13 protein-coding genes are annotated in these 17,327 nt (G+C 46.9%); 8 read left to right on the top strand and 5 right to left on the bottom strand.

The annotated features are described in order from the left end of the window. Positions 1-24: 24 nt before the first annotated feature. From nirD to OH460_RS14520, 3 genes are all read left to right on the top strand, one after another. On the top strand, positions 25-369 hold the full coding sequence (nirD, locus tag OH460_RS14530) for a nitrite reductase small subunit NirD (RefSeq protein ID WP_269998142.1): 345 nt from the start codon (positions 25-27) through the stop codon (positions 367-369). Between the two features lie 176 nt (positions 370-545). Beyond that, positions 546-2,015: a NarK family nitrate/nitrite MFS transporter gene (locus OH460_RS14525; protein WP_269998140.1), complete on the top strand. Its 1,470-nt coding sequence runs from the start codon at positions 546-548 to the stop codon at positions 2,013-2,015. Between the two features lie 128 nt (positions 2,016-2,143). Then, entirely contained in the window at positions 2,144-3,985 is a 1,842-nt protein-coding gene (locus OH460_RS14520; RefSeq protein ID WP_269998138.1) for a bifunctional protein-serine/threonine kinase/phosphatase, read from the top strand. 57 nt (positions 3,986-4,042) lie between these two features. Here OH460_RS14520 and cra read toward each other — a convergent pair whose 3' ends face one another. Continuing rightward, positions 4,043-5,047 (bottom strand): catabolite repressor/activator, encoded by a 1,005-nt coding sequence (gene cra, locus OH460_RS14515; RefSeq protein WP_269998136.1) that lies wholly within the window; start codon positions 5,045-5,047, stop codon positions 4,043-4,045. Positions 5,048-5,410: 363 nt separating this feature from the next. On the opposite strand from cra, the gene fruB reads away from it, so the two are divergent. The 3 genes from fruB to fruA are packed head-to-tail and all read left to right on the top strand — an operon-like array spanning position 5,411 to position 9,304. Next, positions 5,411-6,544 carry a fused PTS fructose transporter subunit IIA/HPr protein gene (fruB, locus tag OH460_RS14510; protein WP_050646611.1) on the top strand — a complete coding sequence of 378 codons (1,134 nt, stop codon included), beginning with the start codon at positions 5,411-5,413 and terminating at the stop codon, positions 6,542-6,544. Between the two features lie 9 nt (positions 6,545-6,553). Next, on the top strand, positions 6,554-7,531 hold the full coding sequence (gene pfkB, locus OH460_RS14505) for a 1-phosphofructokinase (RefSeq protein WP_269998133.1): 978 nt from the start codon (positions 6,554-6,556) through the stop codon (positions 7,529-7,531). Positions 7,532-7,546: 15 nt separating this feature from the next. Further along, on the top strand, positions 7,547-9,304 hold the full coding sequence (fruA, locus tag OH460_RS14500) for a PTS fructose transporter subunit IIBC (RefSeq protein ID WP_269998131.1): 1,758 nt from the start codon (positions 7,547-7,549) through the stop codon (positions 9,302-9,304). Positions 9,305-9,381: 77 nt separating this feature from the next. Here the strand turns inward: fruA and OH460_RS14495 are convergent, their stop codons facing one another. From OH460_RS14495 to OH460_RS14480, 4 genes are read right to left on the bottom strand one after another with little or no spacing between them, the layout of a single operon-like run. Further along, positions 9,382-10,416, bottom strand: coding sequence for a helix-turn-helix transcriptional regulator (locus OH460_RS14495; protein ID WP_269998129.1), 1,035 nt, complete (start codon positions 10,414-10,416; stop codon positions 9,382-9,384). Further along, positions 10,413-13,580 carry an efflux RND transporter permease subunit gene (locus tag OH460_RS14490; protein WP_269998127.1) on the bottom strand — a complete coding sequence of 1,056 codons (3,168 nt, stop codon included), beginning with the start codon at positions 13,578-13,580 and terminating at the stop codon, positions 10,413-10,415. The genes OH460_RS14495 and OH460_RS14490 overlap by 4 nt, the downstream gene beginning before the upstream one ends. Beyond that, positions 13,577-14,752 (bottom strand): efflux RND transporter periplasmic adaptor subunit, encoded by a 1,176-nt coding sequence (locus OH460_RS14485; protein WP_269998125.1) that lies wholly within the window; start codon positions 14,750-14,752, stop codon positions 13,577-13,579. Before OH460_RS14485 ends, OH460_RS14490 begins: the two co-directional genes overlap by 4 nt. Then, positions 14,742-15,629 (bottom strand): ABC transporter six-transmembrane domain-containing protein, encoded by an 888-nt coding sequence (locus OH460_RS14480; protein WP_269998123.1) that lies wholly within the window; start codon positions 15,627-15,629, stop codon positions 14,742-14,744. Before OH460_RS14480 ends, OH460_RS14485 begins: the two co-directional genes overlap by 11 nt. A 180-nt stretch (positions 15,630-15,809) precedes the next feature. Between OH460_RS14480 and OH460_RS14475 the strand changes: the two genes are divergently transcribed. Both OH460_RS14475 and OH460_RS14470 read left to right on the top strand, forming a co-directional pair. After that, a complete protein-coding gene (locus OH460_RS14475; RefSeq protein WP_269998121.1) occupies positions 15,810-16,400 on the top strand; it encodes a hypothetical protein in 591 nt (196 codons plus the stop codon). Positions 16,401-16,411: 11 nt separating this feature from the next. Further along, the gene (locus OH460_RS14470) at positions 16,412-17,323 is read left to right on the top strand and encodes a sterol desaturase family protein (RefSeq protein ID WP_269998119.1); all 912 of its coding nucleotides are present in this window, start codon (positions 16,412-16,414) and stop codon (positions 17,321-17,323) included. Positions 17,324-17,327: the final 4 nt, after the last annotated feature.

The raw sequence follows: 17,327 nt of genomic DNA, 5'->3' as shown, positions 1-17,327 counted from the left end.
CTATAAATTGACAAGGAGACTGTCATGGAAAATTGGACCACGGTTTGCTCTCAAGAGGAACTGACACCCAATGCGGGTGTGTGCGCCAAAGTAGCTGATCAGCAAGTCGCCATCTTTTACTGCAAACGCAGCGACAAGCTTTATGGCCTATCGAATTTCGACCCTGTGGGCAAAGCCAACGTTATGTCTCGCGGCATTATCGGCTCGTTAAGTGGAGAACCCTATGTGGCCTCTCCACTCTACAAGCAGCATTACCACTTAGAGACAGGCGCTTGTTTGGAAGAACCTGAACATGCCCTAATTCGCTTTGAAGTGCGCAGGCAAGGCAACCAGATTCAAGTACTGGCACCCGAAGCGTTGGCAAGTTAGTCATCTGACGACAAATGTTCAACTAACAACAAGTTATCACCTAACTAAAAGGTTGTACTTTCAAATTCACCCATTAACATGCCTTAGCCGCCTATAATTAACAGTCTAGGCAAGCTACGGAGTTGGCATGTGGACGGCTAGATAACTCTAGATTCCATATTTAAAGGATTTAAAACATGGATAACTCAAAATTTTCGCTGTTTTCGTTTACCGGTAAGATGAAGGTCTTACACCTCAGCTGGATGGCCTTTTTCATTACCTTTGTGGTGTGGTTTAATTTCGCACCGCTGCTACAAATGGTAAAAACCAGCCTAGGGCTAACCACTGAAGAGATCAAAACCCTTCTCATCTTAAACGTTGCCTTAACCATTCCAGCGCGTGTCGCGATTGGTATGCTGACCGACCGTTACGGTCCAAGACTCGTCTACTCTTCGCTACTCGCGATCTGTTCCATTCCGTGTTTCATGTTCGCACTGGCTGACTCTTTCATTCAAGCCGCCATTGCTCGTTTCCTACTTGGCTTTATCGGTGCTGGCTTCGTAGTTGGTATTCGCTTGGTATCTGAATGGTTCCCACATAACGAACTGGGTACAGCGGAAGGTATCTACGGCGGTTGGGGTAACTTTGGTTCAGCAGCGGCCGCGTTTACTCTTCCTACCCTCGCATTGGTATTTGGTGGTGATGAGGGCTGGCGTTATGCGGTTGGCGTAACCGGTGTAATGAGCTTACTGTTCTCTGTTGTGTTCTACAAAAACGTATCCGACACACCAAAAGGTTCTACCTACTTCAAACCAGCTCAAGTAACTGCAATGGAAGTGACGTCTAAGGGTGACTTTTTCTTTCTACTCTTCATGAAGATCCCTATGTACGGTGCACTTGCTCTGCTTGCTTGGAAACTGTCTCCATCAGGTATTGGCATGCTTTCAGACGCAGCGGTTTACGGTGTATATGCGGTACTTGCTGCACTGTATGTGTATGAAGTAACTCAAGTTTGGAAAGTGAATAAGAACGTATTTAAAGAAGAAGTACCAGAGATTCACCAATATAAATTTAAGCAAGTTGCGGTACTAAATGTTCTGTACTTTGCGACATTCGGCTCAGAGCTAGCGGTGGTTTCTATGCTGCCTCTGTTCTTCTCTGAAACCTTTGAACTAACGCCAGTTCTAGCAGGTATGGTTGCATCGGCTTATGCCTTCATGAACTTGATGTCTCGCCCTGGTGGCGGTTGGATTTCAGATAAATTCGGTCGTAAACCAACGCTTCTTATCTTAACAGCAGGTTTGGCTGTGGGTTACTTCGCAATGGGTCAAGTAGACAGCACATGGCCTGTATGGCTAGCGGTTGTTGCTGCAATGGCGTGTTCTTTCTTCGTACAAGCGGGTGAAGGTGCAGTATTTGCAACAGTACCTCTTATCAAACGCCGTATGACAGGCCAGATTGCAGGTATGACAGGTGCTTACGGAAACGTGGGTGCGGTAGTTTACCTAACAGTACTTTCGTTTGTTAGCTACCAGACCTTCTTCCTTGTGATTGCTGCAACAGCGGTTCTTGGCTTTGTGACTCTGATGTTCATGGAAGAGCCCAATGGTCAGATCGCTGAAGTGAACGACGACGGGAGCGTAACCTTGATTAACGTATCGAGCTAATCACTCATTGAATCGGGAGAAGTAACCGGGCTGCGACACTTGGTTACTTCGTTCAAGGGCTCTCGTTATTACTGAGAGCTTTTGTTCTTTCTTCAAGTAACAATGAGCACCAAAGGAGCAAGGACGTTATGACGCTTTCATTCAGTCAAACTCAAGACGCCACGCTAGAACGGAGCCAGGCTGTGATACCAAAGGGACCACAAACCAAGGTTCAGGGTATTCACGCTGAGGCTGGCAATCAGTTAAAGCTCAATTTCGGCGGCTACTCACACCAAGGGATAAGAAACGAGAATCAAGATGCGATTATCGTTAAACACCCTCAGACCAGAGCGGAACATGAGTTCAAAGGGAGTGTTGCCTGTATCGCTGACGGGGCAAGTTGCAGTGAGCAAGGGCAAAAAGCCAGCCATACCAGCGTGATGCAGTTCATCACTGATTATTATGCCACTCCTGAAAGCTGGAGTATTCAACGCTCTGCCCAAAAGGTTCTGACTTCACTCAATTCTTGGCTGTTCAATGCCTCTTATTCCGGCCTTGATGAGGATAAACAGCTCGCGCACAACAATATGGTGTCGACCTTTAGCGCAGTGATTCTCAAATCAAACACCGCGCATATTTTCCATGTGGGCGACAGCCGCATCTACTTAGTTCGCGACGGTGAAATTAAGAAGCTAACTCGCGATCACACCCGCAAAAATCTGGTCAATACTCACTACCTCACTCGTGCTTTAGGCATGGATAACCAACTCAACGTCGATTATCAAACTCTGCCCATCAAAGCGAAAGATCGCTTTATTCTCACCACCGATGGCGTGCATGAGTTTGTTGCTGAATTCGACCTAATGGAAGCGGCCTCAAATCAGTTCGACTTTGAGCTCGCCACGCAAACCGTTTGTAATAAAGCACTGGCTAGAAACAGCAGAGACAATGTCAGTTGTTTAATGCTTGAAGTGGCTCAGCTCCCTAAGCCTTCCCTTATTGAGTTTCACGAAAAGCTCGCGAGACGCGTTATCCCTCCCGTGCTCAAACTCGGACAGATGATCGACCAATTTCAGGTTCTAGAGGTTCTCTATTCAGGAACGCGCAGCCATGTTTATCGAGTCATACAAACTCAGACACAAACCGAGTTCGTCATTAAAGTGCCTTCTATGCAATATCGCGACGATCCCGCCGAGCTCAAAGCCTTCTATAACGAACAATGGGCTGGGATGCTACTGAACAACAAGCGCATCATGAAGGTGTACCCGACCGATGAAAAGTCACAGTTTCTCTACCAAGTATGTGAAATGGTTGAAGGCGTGACGTTGAGGCAATGGATGTACGACAATCCTAAGCCAAATCTGCCCGAAGTCCGCACTATTCTTGAGAAGATCGTTCAAGGTATTCGTGTATTGCAACGTGCCGATATGGTGCACCGCGATCTCAAACCTGAGAACATCATGTTACTGCCAAACGGCGATATCAAACTTATCGATCTAGGAGCGGTACTCATTCGCGGAATTGAAGAAGGAATGCCTTTTGAAGAGGATGCTGTGCCACTCGGAGCGGTCAACTACATCGCACCAGAGAGTATCAAGCAGAATGTTGCTACTACACGATCGGATCTGTTCTCTGTTGGTGTTATTGGTTATGAAATGCTGACAGGGCAACTGCCTTATCCAGAAATGACGCCACGCTCTCTCATGCAATCACGCCACCACCAATGGCAGTATCGCCCGATAACTCAACACCGCTCCGATATTCCTGCCTGGTTTGATCTGGTACTAAACAAAGCCTGCGCTGAACACCCCACCGAGCGATACGGTGTACTTGGCGATTTTATCTCGGATTTATACACACCGAATTCAAAATTAGTAAAACGTAAAACCAAGCAACCACTGCTCGACCGTCATCCAATCCAGTTTTGGAAGGTACTTGCCCTACTTTTAGGCTTAGTAGCGCTGGTTGAGTTTGGTTTGTTGATTCAATAAAAAAGCCTCAGCGACCAATTGGAGCTGAGGCGTTCTTAAAATTAGATCATCCTTATATTAGCTACGTTTCACTAAACTTCTCGGCACCAATTCAATGCCCGACTGGTAACGTTTTGCTGAAGCGTTCAACGCCAAAGCAAAGGCGCTGTCTGCAATCACTTCAAATTGCTGTGGCAGTGAATGGACTTTAAAAGGTAAGAAATCCAATAAACGGTTATCACCAAAGGTTGCCAGCTTTACTTGCCTGATCAGTTCTGGTTTTTCGACCATCACATCCAGTACACCTTCTAATAAGGTGTAAGACATAGTGACAATCGCATCGGGCACTGTGCCTTTGGCAATCCAACCCTCAAAAATCTCACGCCCTGATTCTCTGTCAAAGTGCTCACCATAACCCACAACCATCGGCTTGTTGTCTGTTAGCCTTGTTTGTTGAGTATGTGTTTTATTTGCCGCTTCAAAACCCAACTGACGTTCACGTGAAATGTTCAGATCAGGCAGTGCTCCAATCAAACCAACACTATGAATACTGTCATCAAGAATCGAATGCGTCAGTTCAAATGCAGCTTCGAAATCTTCACTGATCACACAGGCAAAGTGCTCATCATCTAAAGGACGGTCTATCGCGATGACTGGCGTACCTGAGTTTTGTAGCTTCAAGTAAAACTCATTGGCGTCTGGCATTGAGCTCGCCACCAGCAAGGCATCAATACGACGGCTTACCAAGGCTTCAGCGACCTTTCGCTCGGTTTCAGCGTCATCATCTGAGCAACCAATCAAAATCTGATAGCCCACTTTACGTGAGTTCTGCTCGATCAGTTTTGCTAAACGCGCGTAACTGCTGTTTTCCAGATCGGGAATAATCAAACCAAATGAACGGCTATTACCAGCGCGCAGCGAGGAAGCAGCATGGTCTGGTCGGTAGTTATACTCTTCCACCACTGCCATGACTTTCTGCTGAGTCTTTTCACTGATTCTGTATTTCTGCGCCTTGCCATTAATCACATAGCTGGCTGTCGTTTTCGACACACCGGCTAGTTTGGCAATCTCATCTAGTGTCATATGGGTGACCTGTATTTTGTGCGTAGGATCATATAACCAATCTTCTGATCCTTGGATTAGTTGAATTATATGCTGAATCGATTCAGTATAAAAGCTGAAAGGATTCAGCAAAATCTGAAAAGTGACTTCAATCATCCTTTTGAATGGATTGAGCGTCATTTGTCGTGATTCAGCTTCTTGTTGTTAACGAAACTGGAATTACGACACGCAGCAAAACTATTTTGAAAACCAAAATCGGCTTTGCTGAATTTTTTTACACTGAATGCTGAACCGATTCAGCAAGCATAAAGCAGCGGGCAAATATTGCTCTAGACTGAATCGTAGCGATACACAAATTCTCAAGCGATACGCTAAAGAGGCACCATGCTTAAATTATCAAAATCTGACATCACTCTAGGCCAAACTGCCGAAGACAAATTCAAAGCAATCCAAAACATTGCTGGCGACCTGACAGCTAAAGGTTTAGTTGACTCTGGTTACGTTGAAGGAATGCTGAACCGTGAAAACCAGAACTCTACGTTCCTAGGTAACGGCATCGCGATTCCTCACGGAACGACGGATACTCGTGGCCTAGTGAAAGAGACAGGCGTTGCGGTACACCACTTCCCTGAAGGTATTGATTGGGCAGACGGCAACCGTGTTTACGTAGCAATTGGTATTGCAGCGAAATCTGACGAGCACTTAGGCATCCTTAAGCAACTAACAAAGGTTCTAGCGGCAGACGGTGTTGAAGAGAAATTAAAGCAAGCTAAATCAGAAGACGAAATCATCGCCCTACTTAACGGCGAAGTTCAGCTAGAAGCCGACCTAGACGCTTCTTTAGTTCAGCTACTGTTCCCTGCGAGCGACATGATTCAAATGTCTGCAGTTGCGGGTGGCCTACTTAAGAACACAGGTTGCACAGACAACGCATTCGTTGCTGACCTAGTAACAAAAACACCAACTCACCTAGGCCAAGGCCTGTGGTTGTTGGGCAGCGACAAAGGCGTAACACGCACTGGCGTATCTTTCGTTTCAACAGCGAACCATTGTGAATACGAAGGCACACCAGTTAAAGCATTGGTAGCATTCGCCGCTTGTAACAGCGCGCACCAATCTATTCTGGCAAACCTAAGCAAGATGGTTTTCGAAGGTAAACAGCAACAACTGTTAACCGCTGACGCGGCGCAAGTGATTGGCCTTCTAAAAGGTGAAGCGGTTTCTACAGCTTCTCAAGACGACGACAACTGCGCAGTATTCAAAATCAAAAACGCACACGGCCTACACGCTCGTCCAGGCGCAATGCTAGTCGCTGAAGCGAAGAAGTTTGAATCAACAATCCGCGTGTCAAACCTAGATGGCGACGGAAAAGAAGTGAACGCGAAGAGCTTGATGAAAGTAATCGCTCTTGGCGTTAAACACGGCCACCAACTTCAGTTTGTTGCTGAAGGTGATGACGCAGCACAAGCACTTGAATCGATTGGCAAAGCTATCGCTTCAGGCCTTGGCGAAGGTTAAGGAGTCGATATGTCTGATAAACAAATCAAAGCCGTTACTGTAACGCTTAACCCTGCTCTAGACCTGACAGGTGCTATCGACGCACTTAACGTGGGTTCAGTGAGCCTAGTAAACAAAGGCTCTCTGCACGCAGCGGGCAAAGGCGTAAACGTCGCAAAAGTTCTTTCAGAGCTTGGCGCGAAAGTGACCGTAACAGGTTTCCTTGGCCGCAATAACGAAGAAGCGTTCTGCCAACTGTTTGAGCAGATGGGCGCAACGGACCGCTTCATCCGTGTCGACGGCGCGACTCGTATCAACGTAAAACTGGTTGAGAATTCAGGCCAAGTAAGCGACATCAACTTCCCAGGTGTGCCTGTTGATACTGACTCGATTAAAGCGTTCGAAGAAACCCTATTAGAACTTGCTGAAACGCACGATTACTTCGTAATTGCAGGCAGCTTGCCACAAGGTATCTCTCCTGAGCTTTGCGCTTCTTGGGTTCAACGCTTACACGATTTAGGTAAGAAGGTGCTATTTGATAGCAGCCGTGACGCACTTAAAGCCGGTATCAAGGCGCAGCCTTGGTTGATCAAACCAAACGATGAAGAGCTGTCTGAGCTGTTCAATGCAGAGCTGACAACTCGTGACCAATGCCAACACGCGGGCCAAGCCCTAAGTGAAAAAGGCATCGAGAACATCGTGGTATCACTTGGCGCTGAAGGCGTGATGTGGCTAAACCAAGGTGAATGGTTACATGCTCAACCACCGCGCATGCAAGTAGTAAGCACGGTAGGCGCAGGCGACACCTTAGTTGCTGGTCTATGTTGGGGTCACATGCAACAGATGCCAAAACCAGAACTTATTAAATTCGCAACCGCCCTATCTGCTCTAGCAGTTTCACAGGTAGGCGTGGGCATCACCAGCCAACAAGAGCTGGATTCAGTACTACAAAATATCCAATTACAGTCGCTTAGTGCTCCAACTAGCCAGTTAGACACAAGCAAATAGGACAAAAGGTTTATTATGAATATTACCATTATCACAGCTTGCCCGAGTGGCGTAGCAAACAGCATCATCGCAGCAGGCTTGTTAGAACAAGCGACAAAAGCACTGGGTTGGAACGCCGCTATTGAATGTCAATCAAGCGTGTTACCTGATTCAACTGTATCGCAAGACGCTATCGACAGCAGCGACGTTGTGGTTATCGCAGCCAACACAAACGTTGATAAAGCGCGCTTTGTCGGTAAAAAAGTGTACCAAGCAGCTATCTCTGAATGCACTGCAGATGCAAAAGCATTCCTAGAGAAAGCGGTAGCAGAAGCAACAGTATTAGACGCTTCTCAAGTTGAAAGCACTGTTGAAGTGACGGGTACTTCGGCAAATGCTTCAACAGAAACAACAGGCAGCAAGAAGATCGTAGCGATTACCGCTTGCCCAACGGGTGTTGCACACACCTTTATGGCAGCTGAAGCGCTTGAAGCTGAAGGCAAACGCCTAGGTCACCAAATCAAAGTGGAAACTCGCGGCTCTGTAGGTGCGAAAAACCAACTGACCGACCAAGAAATCGCAGACGCTGATCTTGTTATCATCGCAGCCGATATCGATGTTCCATTGGATCGTTTTAACGGCAAAGCGCTGTACAAAACAACGACAAGTCCTGCTTTGAAGAAAACAAAGCAAGAGATGGAAAAAGCATTCGCAGAAGCTAAACCATACCAACACACTGCTTCTTCAAATTCAGCACCTGCTGACGAGAAGAAAGGCGTGTACAAGCACCTAATGACGGGTGTTTCTCACATGCTTCCAGTGGTAGTTGCAGGTGGTTTGATCATTGCTCTTTCTTTCGTATTCGGTATCGAAGCGTTTAAAGAAGAAGGCACACTGGCAGCAGCACTGATGACTATCGGTGGTGGTTCTGCATTCGCACTGATGATTCCTGTTCTGGCTGGTTTCATTGCATTCTCAATTGCTGACCGTCCGGGTCTAGCTCCTGGTCTAATCGGCGGTATGCTGGCTAGCTCAACAGGTGCAGGTTTCCTAGGTGGTATCGCAGCGGGTTTCATTGCCGGTTACGCAGCGAAATTCATTGCCGACAAGGTTCAACTTCCACAATCCATGGAAGCCCTCAAGCCAATCCTGATCATTCCGTTTATCGCGAGTTTGTTCACTGGTCTTGTGATGGTTTACATCGTGGGTGGCCCTGTTTCTGGCGTGATGAGCGCGATGACAACTTTCCTAAACAACATGGGAACGTCTAATGCGATTCTTCTGGGTGTGATTCTAGGCGCAATGATGTGTTTCGACCTTGGTGGTCCAGTAAACAAAGCAGCTTACACATTCGGTGTTGGTCTATTGGCTTCGCAAACTTACGCACCAATGGCAGCAATCATGGCAGCAGGTATGGTTCCTGCGCTAGGTATGGGCCTTGCGACTTTCCTAGTGAAAGACAAGTTTGAAGCGGGCGAGCGTGAAGCAGGTAAAGCATCATTCGTTCTTGGCCTTTGTTTCATCTCTGAAGGTGCAATTCCATTCGCAGCGAAAGATCCAATGCGTGTTATCCCGGCATGTATGGCAGGTGGTGCACTAACAGGTGCTCTATCTATGATGTTTGGTGCGCAGCTAATGGCTCCACACGGTGGTCTATTCGTACTACTGATTCCTGGCGCTATTTCTCCAGTACTGATGTACCTAGTGGCGATTGCAGCAGGTACGTTAGTAACAGGCTTTGGCTACGCAGCACTTAAAAAGATGAGCGGCTCTAAAGTAACGGCAGAGGCTTAATCCCCCTTCTCTGTTAAGCTCCTTCTATAAAGCGGCTTATCATTAAACAAAGGCTCCTCATATGAGGAGCCTTTTTGTTATTCGCAGTCTTGGGTCATTAAAATGGGCAACTGAAAAGAGAAGGTCACCCCTTCCACTTCGTCATCATCAATGTGACGAATCATTTCTACCAAATACCCTTGTACATCCAGCTTTAAACCTTGTTGTTCAACAACGTTAAACAGAGCCTCTAACGCGGTGCTGTAAGCCACATCCGAAACCAGATAAACATCGCTGCACAGGTAATACCCTTCAGGAATCATCTTATCGTAACGGTCTTTAGCGACTTGCCAATTTCCGATTTCAGCGTCGATGTCGTCCCACTTATTTCTCATCTGCTTGATCGGAGTGGTGCTCATCAATTTAATCGACTTTTGACCATACATCTCAAACGCGGTATCCCAATCAGGATCGTCTAGTTTAAGCTTCTGCATGCCGCGCTCTGGATACCAAACCAACTCTGTCGGCATCGACTTAACCAGCTCTTTTTCGATGGAAGACTTCACACCCGGATGCGCCAATCTCTGGATGAAATCGGCAGTCTCCTTGGGGGTGGCGTTGTAACCCATTTCTCGGATGTGCTTTGCCGTCACGCCCAACTCACGCTTGAGCGCCTTGCCTAGCGACTGTGACGATGAGAATCCACAATACTGTGCAATTTCAATCACGCTCCACGACTCATCATTGATCAGCAAGCCCACTGCGATTTGTAATCGAACGCGACTTAGATACTGTCCCGGTGTTTCATTGAACAGCTCAGTAAACTGACGATGAAAATGGTATGGAGAAATCGCGCTTTCGGTCGCTATCTCTTCCCATGTGCGACGTTCACCCCACTCTTCATGCATTAAATTAAGTGCATGGCTAAAGCGTTTTTGGAGGTGCTCTGGCAAAGATTCCACTAACGCAATCTCAGGCACCAATTTAAAACCAGGCACTGATTGATAATCAGCTTTACTCTGTTGCGTCATACGGTTTTTGTTCTCAGGCATAGAAGCTCTTGTCTCTGTCGACTTGATCAAGTTCGATCGCTTGGCTTCACTATCGTCTTTGTCCTTTATAAAATCAATCATGAGCGTTCCAAAGTGAGCTGTGTCTGTACTTGTGGTTCTTGTTCGACCGGTTCTTTTTCAATTAGATCTTCAACTTGAGGCGCTTTACGGCAAAACAAACCAAGCAGCACGGGGATCAAAATCAACGTTACTGCAGTGGCGAACAGTTCACCAAACACCAAGGACACTGCCGCTGGCTTTAAGTATTGTGCTTGCTCCGCAGTTTCACTTAGCAATGGCAACAACCCACACACAGTGGTTATCGTGGTTAAGAAGATCGCTCTCAAACGGCTAGTCCCTGCAATTACTAACGCTTTCTGTAATGGGACCCCTTGGCGATATTCAGCATTAAAACGCGTGATCAGTACCAACGAGTCGTTAATCACGATCCCCGTCATGGCCATCATTCCGAACATCGAAAGAATGCTGATCGGCAAGTCCATCAAGTAGTGACCAAAAATCGCGCCTGCGAATCCAAACGGGATGACTGCCATGATGATCATTGGTTGCCAGTAAGACTTCAAAGGCACCGCCAACAAGATGTAGATCATCAGCAGAGTCAGAATCATCGCTGATTTAAAGCCATCCGACACTTCCCCTATCTCTTCAAACTCACCGCCCGCTTTGATGGTGACGCTTGGATATTGAAGGTGCAGAGACTCAATCGTATCTTCAAGTTGCTCACGTGTTTTCTCTGGTGATTGCAGGTCACGGTTTTGCTTCCAATAGAGGTTAATCACTTGCTCTCGGTCTCGACGATAAACCACTTGCGGCTCTTGCTCGTGACGGAACTCAGCGATATCTCCCATCATCACACTACCACCGTTCGGCAACATAATGATGGCTTGTTGTAGCTGAGCTAAGGTTCTGCGCTCATCTCTTGGGTATTGCAGCAGCACCTTGGTCTCTTGTCCGTTTTCTAAAAGGCGATGAACTTCCCTTTCGCCAAACGCTTCGCCTGCGAGTTGAGCTAGCGTGGCTTGAGTCAAACCAAGCTGTTGACCATATTGATTCAGCACCAAACGAACTTGGGGTAAGCCATCCTGACCATCATCGTAAACATCTGAAACACCTTTTAAGGACGCTAGAGTATCTGCTAGCTGTTCACTGACACGAGAGGTCAACTCACGATCATTAGAAGAGATCGTTAAGAATGTGCCACCAGCAGGCTCCTCTGCTGAGCTGAATTTCACCGAGTAAGCCCCTTCAATTTGCCCAGTACTTTCTCGCCATCGCTTCAGCAGTAAATTGCCCGGCAATAAGCTTAAAGATTCATTGGTAAGTTCGGCAGTAACTTCTATTTCGCCATAGCCATCAGACCATGCAAGCAGGTTCACCACGGGCTTCTGTTGTAATGGATAGTCCTCCATCAAGCCATTTTCTACCTGAGTCATTGCTTGCTCTACTTGCAGCAAAGCTTGGCGCTGCAGTGGCAACGGCGCACCGTCTTCTAACTCAATCACTGCTGTGATGTAACGGCCTGGAATTTCAGGGAATAGCGCACTGCGAATCGCACCATTCGACCACATGCCATAAGCCAATGAGATAACCGCAACAAACCCAAGCAAAGACGCCACCTTATAGCTAAGTGCAAACTCCAATACTGGTTTGTAAACGTTGAGATTGAACCACTGCAAGCCACCTTGAGCCGCATTCTGAACCTTGGCAAGAATACTGGTAGATGGCTTTTTCACAGAGAGCTGAGCCAAGTGCGACGGTAGAATGAATTTGCTTTCAATCAGCGAGAAGATCAAAGCGAAGATCACCACTGCCGAAAACCCAGCAAGCACCTTGGCTAACTCATTGTTAATCCAGAGCATTGGAGAGAATGCAGCAATGGTCGTTAGCACACCAAACACGGTTGCCACCGATACTGAGTTAACGCCCTGCCAAGCGGCTGTCTTTCCATTTATATTAGAAGAGTCGTTTATATTAGAAGAATAGCCGGCTCTACGCGTCCGTTTTTCATGTATCGCTTCACCGACAACCACAGCGTCGTCCACCAGCACACCGAGTACCAAGATAAAACCAAACAAGGTGATGTCGTTGATGCTGTAGTTAAACCACTGCATTGCGGCGAGTGTTCCAGTGAGCGCAATCGGGATCCCCATTGCAACCCAAAACGCAAGCCTAATCTCAAGGAAGATCCCAAGTAAAATAAGCACGATTAACAAGCCTTGCCATGCATTTTCACTCAAACGAAACAGCTGCTCTTCAATGTAAGGCGCCATATCAGCCATGGTATTCAGCTTAATATCCGAAGGCAGAATCGCACGTTGGACATCCAAAGTTTCACTAATCGCTTCGCTGACTTTAAGCAGGTTATCGGTTTGGCTAGTACTGACCAACAAAGCAATGGCATTGGAACCGTTGTTACGCACGATAGAACCGCTGTATTGGTAGCCACGGGTCAGCTTGGCAATGTCTCCCAAGCATATTTTTCCGTTACTTCCCGAAATCACGACAAGCTGATTGAGCTTCTGTAAGTCATCGGCATAACCGTCACCACGAATTACCATTCGGCCTTTGTCACTAATAAGCTCTCCGCTGCGAGATTCAAGCGAGCGCTGCTCTACAAGCCTTGCGAGCTCTTCCAAGCTCAACCCCAGCGCTTTGAGTTGATCAGGGTCTGGCTCGATGACCAACTGAGGCGTTCGAGTTCCCCAGTTTGATACCTTTGATATTTGAGGGTTCTTCTTCAGCGCTTGTTCCAGTTGCTTGGCAATAGGTTGTAATTCGTCATCGGTTCTTGGCCCTGACACCACCACAAACGCGGCTAAATTGGTAAATTCATTGCGCACCACTTGCGGTCTTTCTGCTTGAACAGGAAAGCCATTGATGGCGTTAACTTGATTACGAATGTCATCCAACAGCTTGTCTAAATCTGTACTGCTGGTTTTACGCACCACGACCCGAGACACGCCAGCACTCGATTGGCTGGTGATCTGTTTGATGCCAGCAATGCCACTGATCGACTCTTCGATTCGTTGCGTTACGCTCTCATCAATTTGTTGTGCAGTACCGCCAGGATAAGCCACAGTAATACTGATTGATGATGGCGCGATTTGCGGAAACGGCTCAACTCGCAGTTGCCCAAACGCCAACACACCACTGATAACAATCGCCATCATCAACAAATTGGCAGCAACTGGGTTGTTAATGAACCATTTTGTCATCCAACTCATTGGTTTGATTCCTTAATCTGTGCGGCATCAGATTTACCCGCGAGCATGGCTTCAGAATGGATTCCATTGAATCTAGGCGCGACTTGTTTACCGATAAGCATGGAAGAAAGTGGATACTGCACCACACGGCGAGGCTTATCACTTCGCTCATTGAAGCGAATATCAAGCTCTTGGCTGCCTTGACCAATAAGTATTACCGACTCTTTTCGTAAACGATCTTCTGTGTCCAACGTCCACACATACCCGTCTCGCGTCATCGCACTCAAAGGTACGCTAACTACGTCATCTTGTAGACCAAGGTTAACCACTGCTTGAACCTGCTGATTAGGGAAAAGCCTAGGCTTGTTTTGGTAAGGATCTTTAACCGACAGAACTACTTGTCTTTGGCGAGTCACCGAATCGACTTCCGGCGACACGTAGCGCACCTTTGCCGGCCATTGATTACCTGAACGACTCACGACACGAATACTGGGCTTAACCAAGGCGGATTGTACTTGTTGCCAATGCAATTCAGATATTGGAAGCTCGATATCAATCGAATCACTGGCGGCTAACTCAAAGGCCACTTGCCCCGCCTCTACCCACTCTCTTGGGCTAATGTGGCGTTTCATGACGACCGCATCAAAAGGCGCGGTGATCGTCGACTCTTCCACTAGCTTCTTCGCACTGACATAAGCTTGCTTGGCTTGTTGTAAATTGGCTTTTGCGGCAAGTACTTGAGGCTCTCTGCGTGCAAAGGACGAGCTTGTTTTTGGGTTGAGCATTTTGAGAGCGACAGTTTGTTCATGCTTAGCCTGTTTCAATTCCAGCTCCGCTTGCTTTAGCGCACTTAACGCTTGCGCCAAGTTCGCATCAACGGCGCTGGTATCTAGCCTCGCCAACACATCGCCCTTAGTCACTAATTGTCCTGGCTCGATGTTTTCATTCAGCCATTTTAGTTGCGCACTACTCGACGCTTTAAGTTGAATTGGCCAGCGAGCAGCGGTTAAACCGAGTACCGTTAACGTCGATTCGTGCTGCGAAGGTGTCACCTCCAATACAGAAACGGGTGCCAGTACTGCTTGCTTCTTCACAGGTTCCGCTGCCTCAGGTTCCAATTCATCGACAACAATCAAGGCAACAAAGATAGCTGCACAACCGACTAATACCGAAAGTGGCTTTTTAAATTTCATAAGGCATCTCCTTGGTTGCCTGTTGGACAGAGGTAGGATTGAGTCGCTGACTGATCTCAGTAAGACGAGAAAGGGTTTGTAGCGTAATTGGCAGCATCACTGCGGTTTCAACAAACTCCAGTGAATAAGTAACGATAGAGAACACTTGTCCTGCAGTCGGCTCGATAAGCTGACTCACCATCCACAAATTGCCCACTACCGCGCCAAACAACACGGTGAAGATCAGTCCGTAGACAATCGCCTCAGTATCTGAAAGCTTGATTTCACACTGTTTTAAGCGTTCAAAGTGCCAACGAAGCGCTGATAAGCGAACGCCGCTCAGCAATTGAACCTGCTGTTCGACTTGATCGTTAAATTGGCCATTAAGTCGGGTAAAGGTTCGGTGGAACACGCCATAAATCGCGAGCATCGATAGCCCTGCAAACAACATGCAAAGCGCCAATGAGAAATGGAATGTAGAGAGAATCACCACAGTCGCAACAAGCTGAACGACAGCTGTCATCAAAGCGGGCAAATCATCTTCTAAGAAATCAACCAGCTCACGCGACATGGTGAGCCGAGCGTCTTTGGTTGATACAGATAAACCACGCAGGTTGCGCTCCACGATATTCGCCAGTTTTACACGAATCGCGCCATATACACGGGTATCGTAAAAACGACGAACGACACTGATGATCACCAGTACAAAAAGGATCGCGGCCAGCATCATCAAAGGCTGAAAGCTTTGGTTTAACACGCCGTCGATAGCGTAACCAATAAACAATGGCAACAGAATAAGCATCACGTTTTCAGCCAAAACCATTAACCAAGTCGCAGCGACCTTTAATGGATTCAGCCGAATAATCGTTAGCAAAGAGATGGGATGTTTGAATAGCATTATTGAGCCCATAAATGAATATGACGTCAGTATTACCAGTTCGGCATAGGAAAAAGTGTCCCAGATTGCTGTATTAACAAATTAGACGACAGACTCGCTTAGTAACTAGATCGGTTACCTTTTGTTTACCTCTGCTCCTTTACTGTCCTTGATAAGAAAAATTAACAATAAGGAAAGAGCATGAAATTATTCGCTTCATTACTCACGACTGTCGGTATTACTGGCGTTGTCTGGGGGCTATTACATATCCAGCCTGCGATTGCGGACGCCTCAACTGAGCAACCAATAGCTCAGTCACCAACGAATAAGTCCTCAAAGAAACAGTCATCAAAGGAAAAACCGCAGACGACTGCAAATACGACTTACCTACAAGGTTTGAGCAAGGCTATCCCTTTAGAGGATGTGCCTGAGCTGTGGGTCGATTTCTACCAAAACCTAGAAGCCAATGATGAGGAGATCGCGCAGCAACAGAAAGTCATCGTGATTTATAAAGACATCAGTTCAGATTTCAGTGAAGCCACAGTCACGGTTGGCTTCCCGACTCAGCAATCAACACCAAATAAAAACAGCACCTCAATTAAGGTTCCAAGCAAGTCTAAAGGCACTTTGTTACTGAGCCAAGGTGAGCATACTGAACAGCAACTAGCGCTGGCTTGGGAAGGTATTGCAGTCTTAAAAGAGGTGGATATGGTTATTGAGCACCACCAATTGAATCAGCATGGGTTGCCAGATTCTAGTGCGTTATACGTCTATTATAAGAATGGTCAGTAAAGGATTTAGTTATGGATTTCACTATGGATAGCATTGGGAACTTTCTCTCTCAAACATTCACAGAAACAAGCGTCATCCTTACCGAGACTTGGGTTGATGATAACTTTCTACTGCTTGCTCTGGCTCTGTTTATCTTTGAGCTTATCCGCTATGCCTTTAAGAAAAAGCTAAGTTGGAACATGTTGGGAGACAGCGCGACTAACTTAGTCACTTTGTTCTTCTTATTGGTTACCGTTTTCTTTGTCGGGTTAGCTTATGTGGGTGCGTTTGTTTACGCCTACGAGAACTTCAGCCTAACTCAACTGCCGATATCTGGTTGGACAATTCTTGGTTGCTTGATCTTGGCCGATCTCGCGTACTACTGGGAACACAGATTCTTACACAGCAACGGCTTAGCTTGGGGAACACACTCGGTTCACCATAGTTCGCCTTACTTTAATATCTCGGTTGCTTACAGGTTTGGGCCTTTGGATTGGTTCTTCCCATTCTTTTTCCATTTGCCGTTAATTCTGCTCGGCTTTAATCCGTTTGTGGTGCTGATGTGTGAAACCTTTGTGCAGCTATATCAAACGTTATTGCACACCGAAACGGTTAAGCGATTACCTCGCCCTGTTGAAGCCGTGTTCAATACGCCATCGCACCACAGAGTGCATCACGCAACCAACAAACAGTACCTTGATAAGAACTACGCTGGGATCTTTATTATTTGGGATCGTATGTTCGGTACCTTCGCCAAAGAAGAGGAAGAAGTCAGATATGGCGTGTTCCCTAGAATCAACTCTGTGAACCCATTTAAGGTATATTTCCACGGCTACGTTAAACTGTGCCAGCAGTTATGGCACGCGCCAAATTGGAACTACCGACTACAGGTTCTTATTCAGCCGCCTATCTGGGCTTGGAAACGTGAACGAGAAACAAAGTAAGGAC

This window comes from Vibrio sp. Makdt, assembly GCF_027587015.1.
GTDB classification, from domain to species: Bacteria; Pseudomonadota; Gammaproteobacteria; order Enterobacterales; family Vibrionaceae; genus Vibrio; species Vibrio chagasii_B.
The sequence above is the reverse complement of the archived record's forward strand: the minus strand, read 5'-3'. Positions and strand labels throughout refer to the sequence as shown.

Excerpts from the sequence above, each read along its gene's own strand:
- nirD (WP_269998142.1), top strand. The coding sequence starts at position 25 with ATGGAAAATTGGACCACGGTTTGCTCTCAAGAGGAACTGACACCCAAT.
- OH460_RS14525 (WP_269998140.1), top strand. The coding sequence starts at position 546 with ATGGATAACTCAAAATTTTCGCTGTTTTCGTTTACCGGTAAGATGAAG.
- OH460_RS14520 (WP_269998138.1), top strand. The coding sequence starts at position 2,144 with ATGACGCTTTCATTCAGTCAAACTCAAGACGCCACGCTAGAACGGAGC.
- cra (WP_269998136.1), bottom strand. The coding sequence starts at position 5,047 with ATGACACTAGATGAGATTGCCAAACTAGCCGGTGTGTCGAAAACGACA.
- fruB (WP_050646611.1), top strand. The coding sequence starts at position 5,411 with ATGCTTAAATTATCAAAATCTGACATCACTCTAGGCCAAACTGCCGAA.
- pfkB (WP_269998133.1), top strand. The coding sequence starts at position 6,554 with ATGTCTGATAAACAAATCAAAGCCGTTACTGTAACGCTTAACCCTGCT.
- fruA (WP_269998131.1), top strand. The coding sequence starts at position 7,547 with ATGAATATTACCATTATCACAGCTTGCCCGAGTGGCGTAGCAAACAGC.
- OH460_RS14495 (WP_269998129.1), bottom strand. The coding sequence starts at position 10,416 with ATGATTGATTTTATAAAGGACAAAGACGATAGTGAAGCCAAGCGATCG.
- OH460_RS14490 (WP_269998127.1), bottom strand. The coding sequence starts at position 13,580 with ATGAGTTGGATGACAAAATGGTTCATTAACAACCCAGTTGCTGCCAAT.
- OH460_RS14485 (WP_269998125.1), bottom strand. The coding sequence starts at position 14,752 with ATGAAATTTAAAAAGCCACTTTCGGTATTAGTCGGTTGTGCAGCTATC.
- OH460_RS14480 (WP_269998123.1), bottom strand. The coding sequence starts at position 15,629 with ATGCTATTCAAACATCCCATCTCTTTGCTAACGATTATTCGGCTGAAT.
- OH460_RS14475 (WP_269998121.1), top strand. The coding sequence starts at position 15,810 with ATGAAATTATTCGCTTCATTACTCACGACTGTCGGTATTACTGGCGTT.
- OH460_RS14470 (WP_269998119.1), top strand. The coding sequence starts at position 16,412 with ATGGATTTCACTATGGATAGCATTGGGAACTTTCTCTCTCAAACATTC.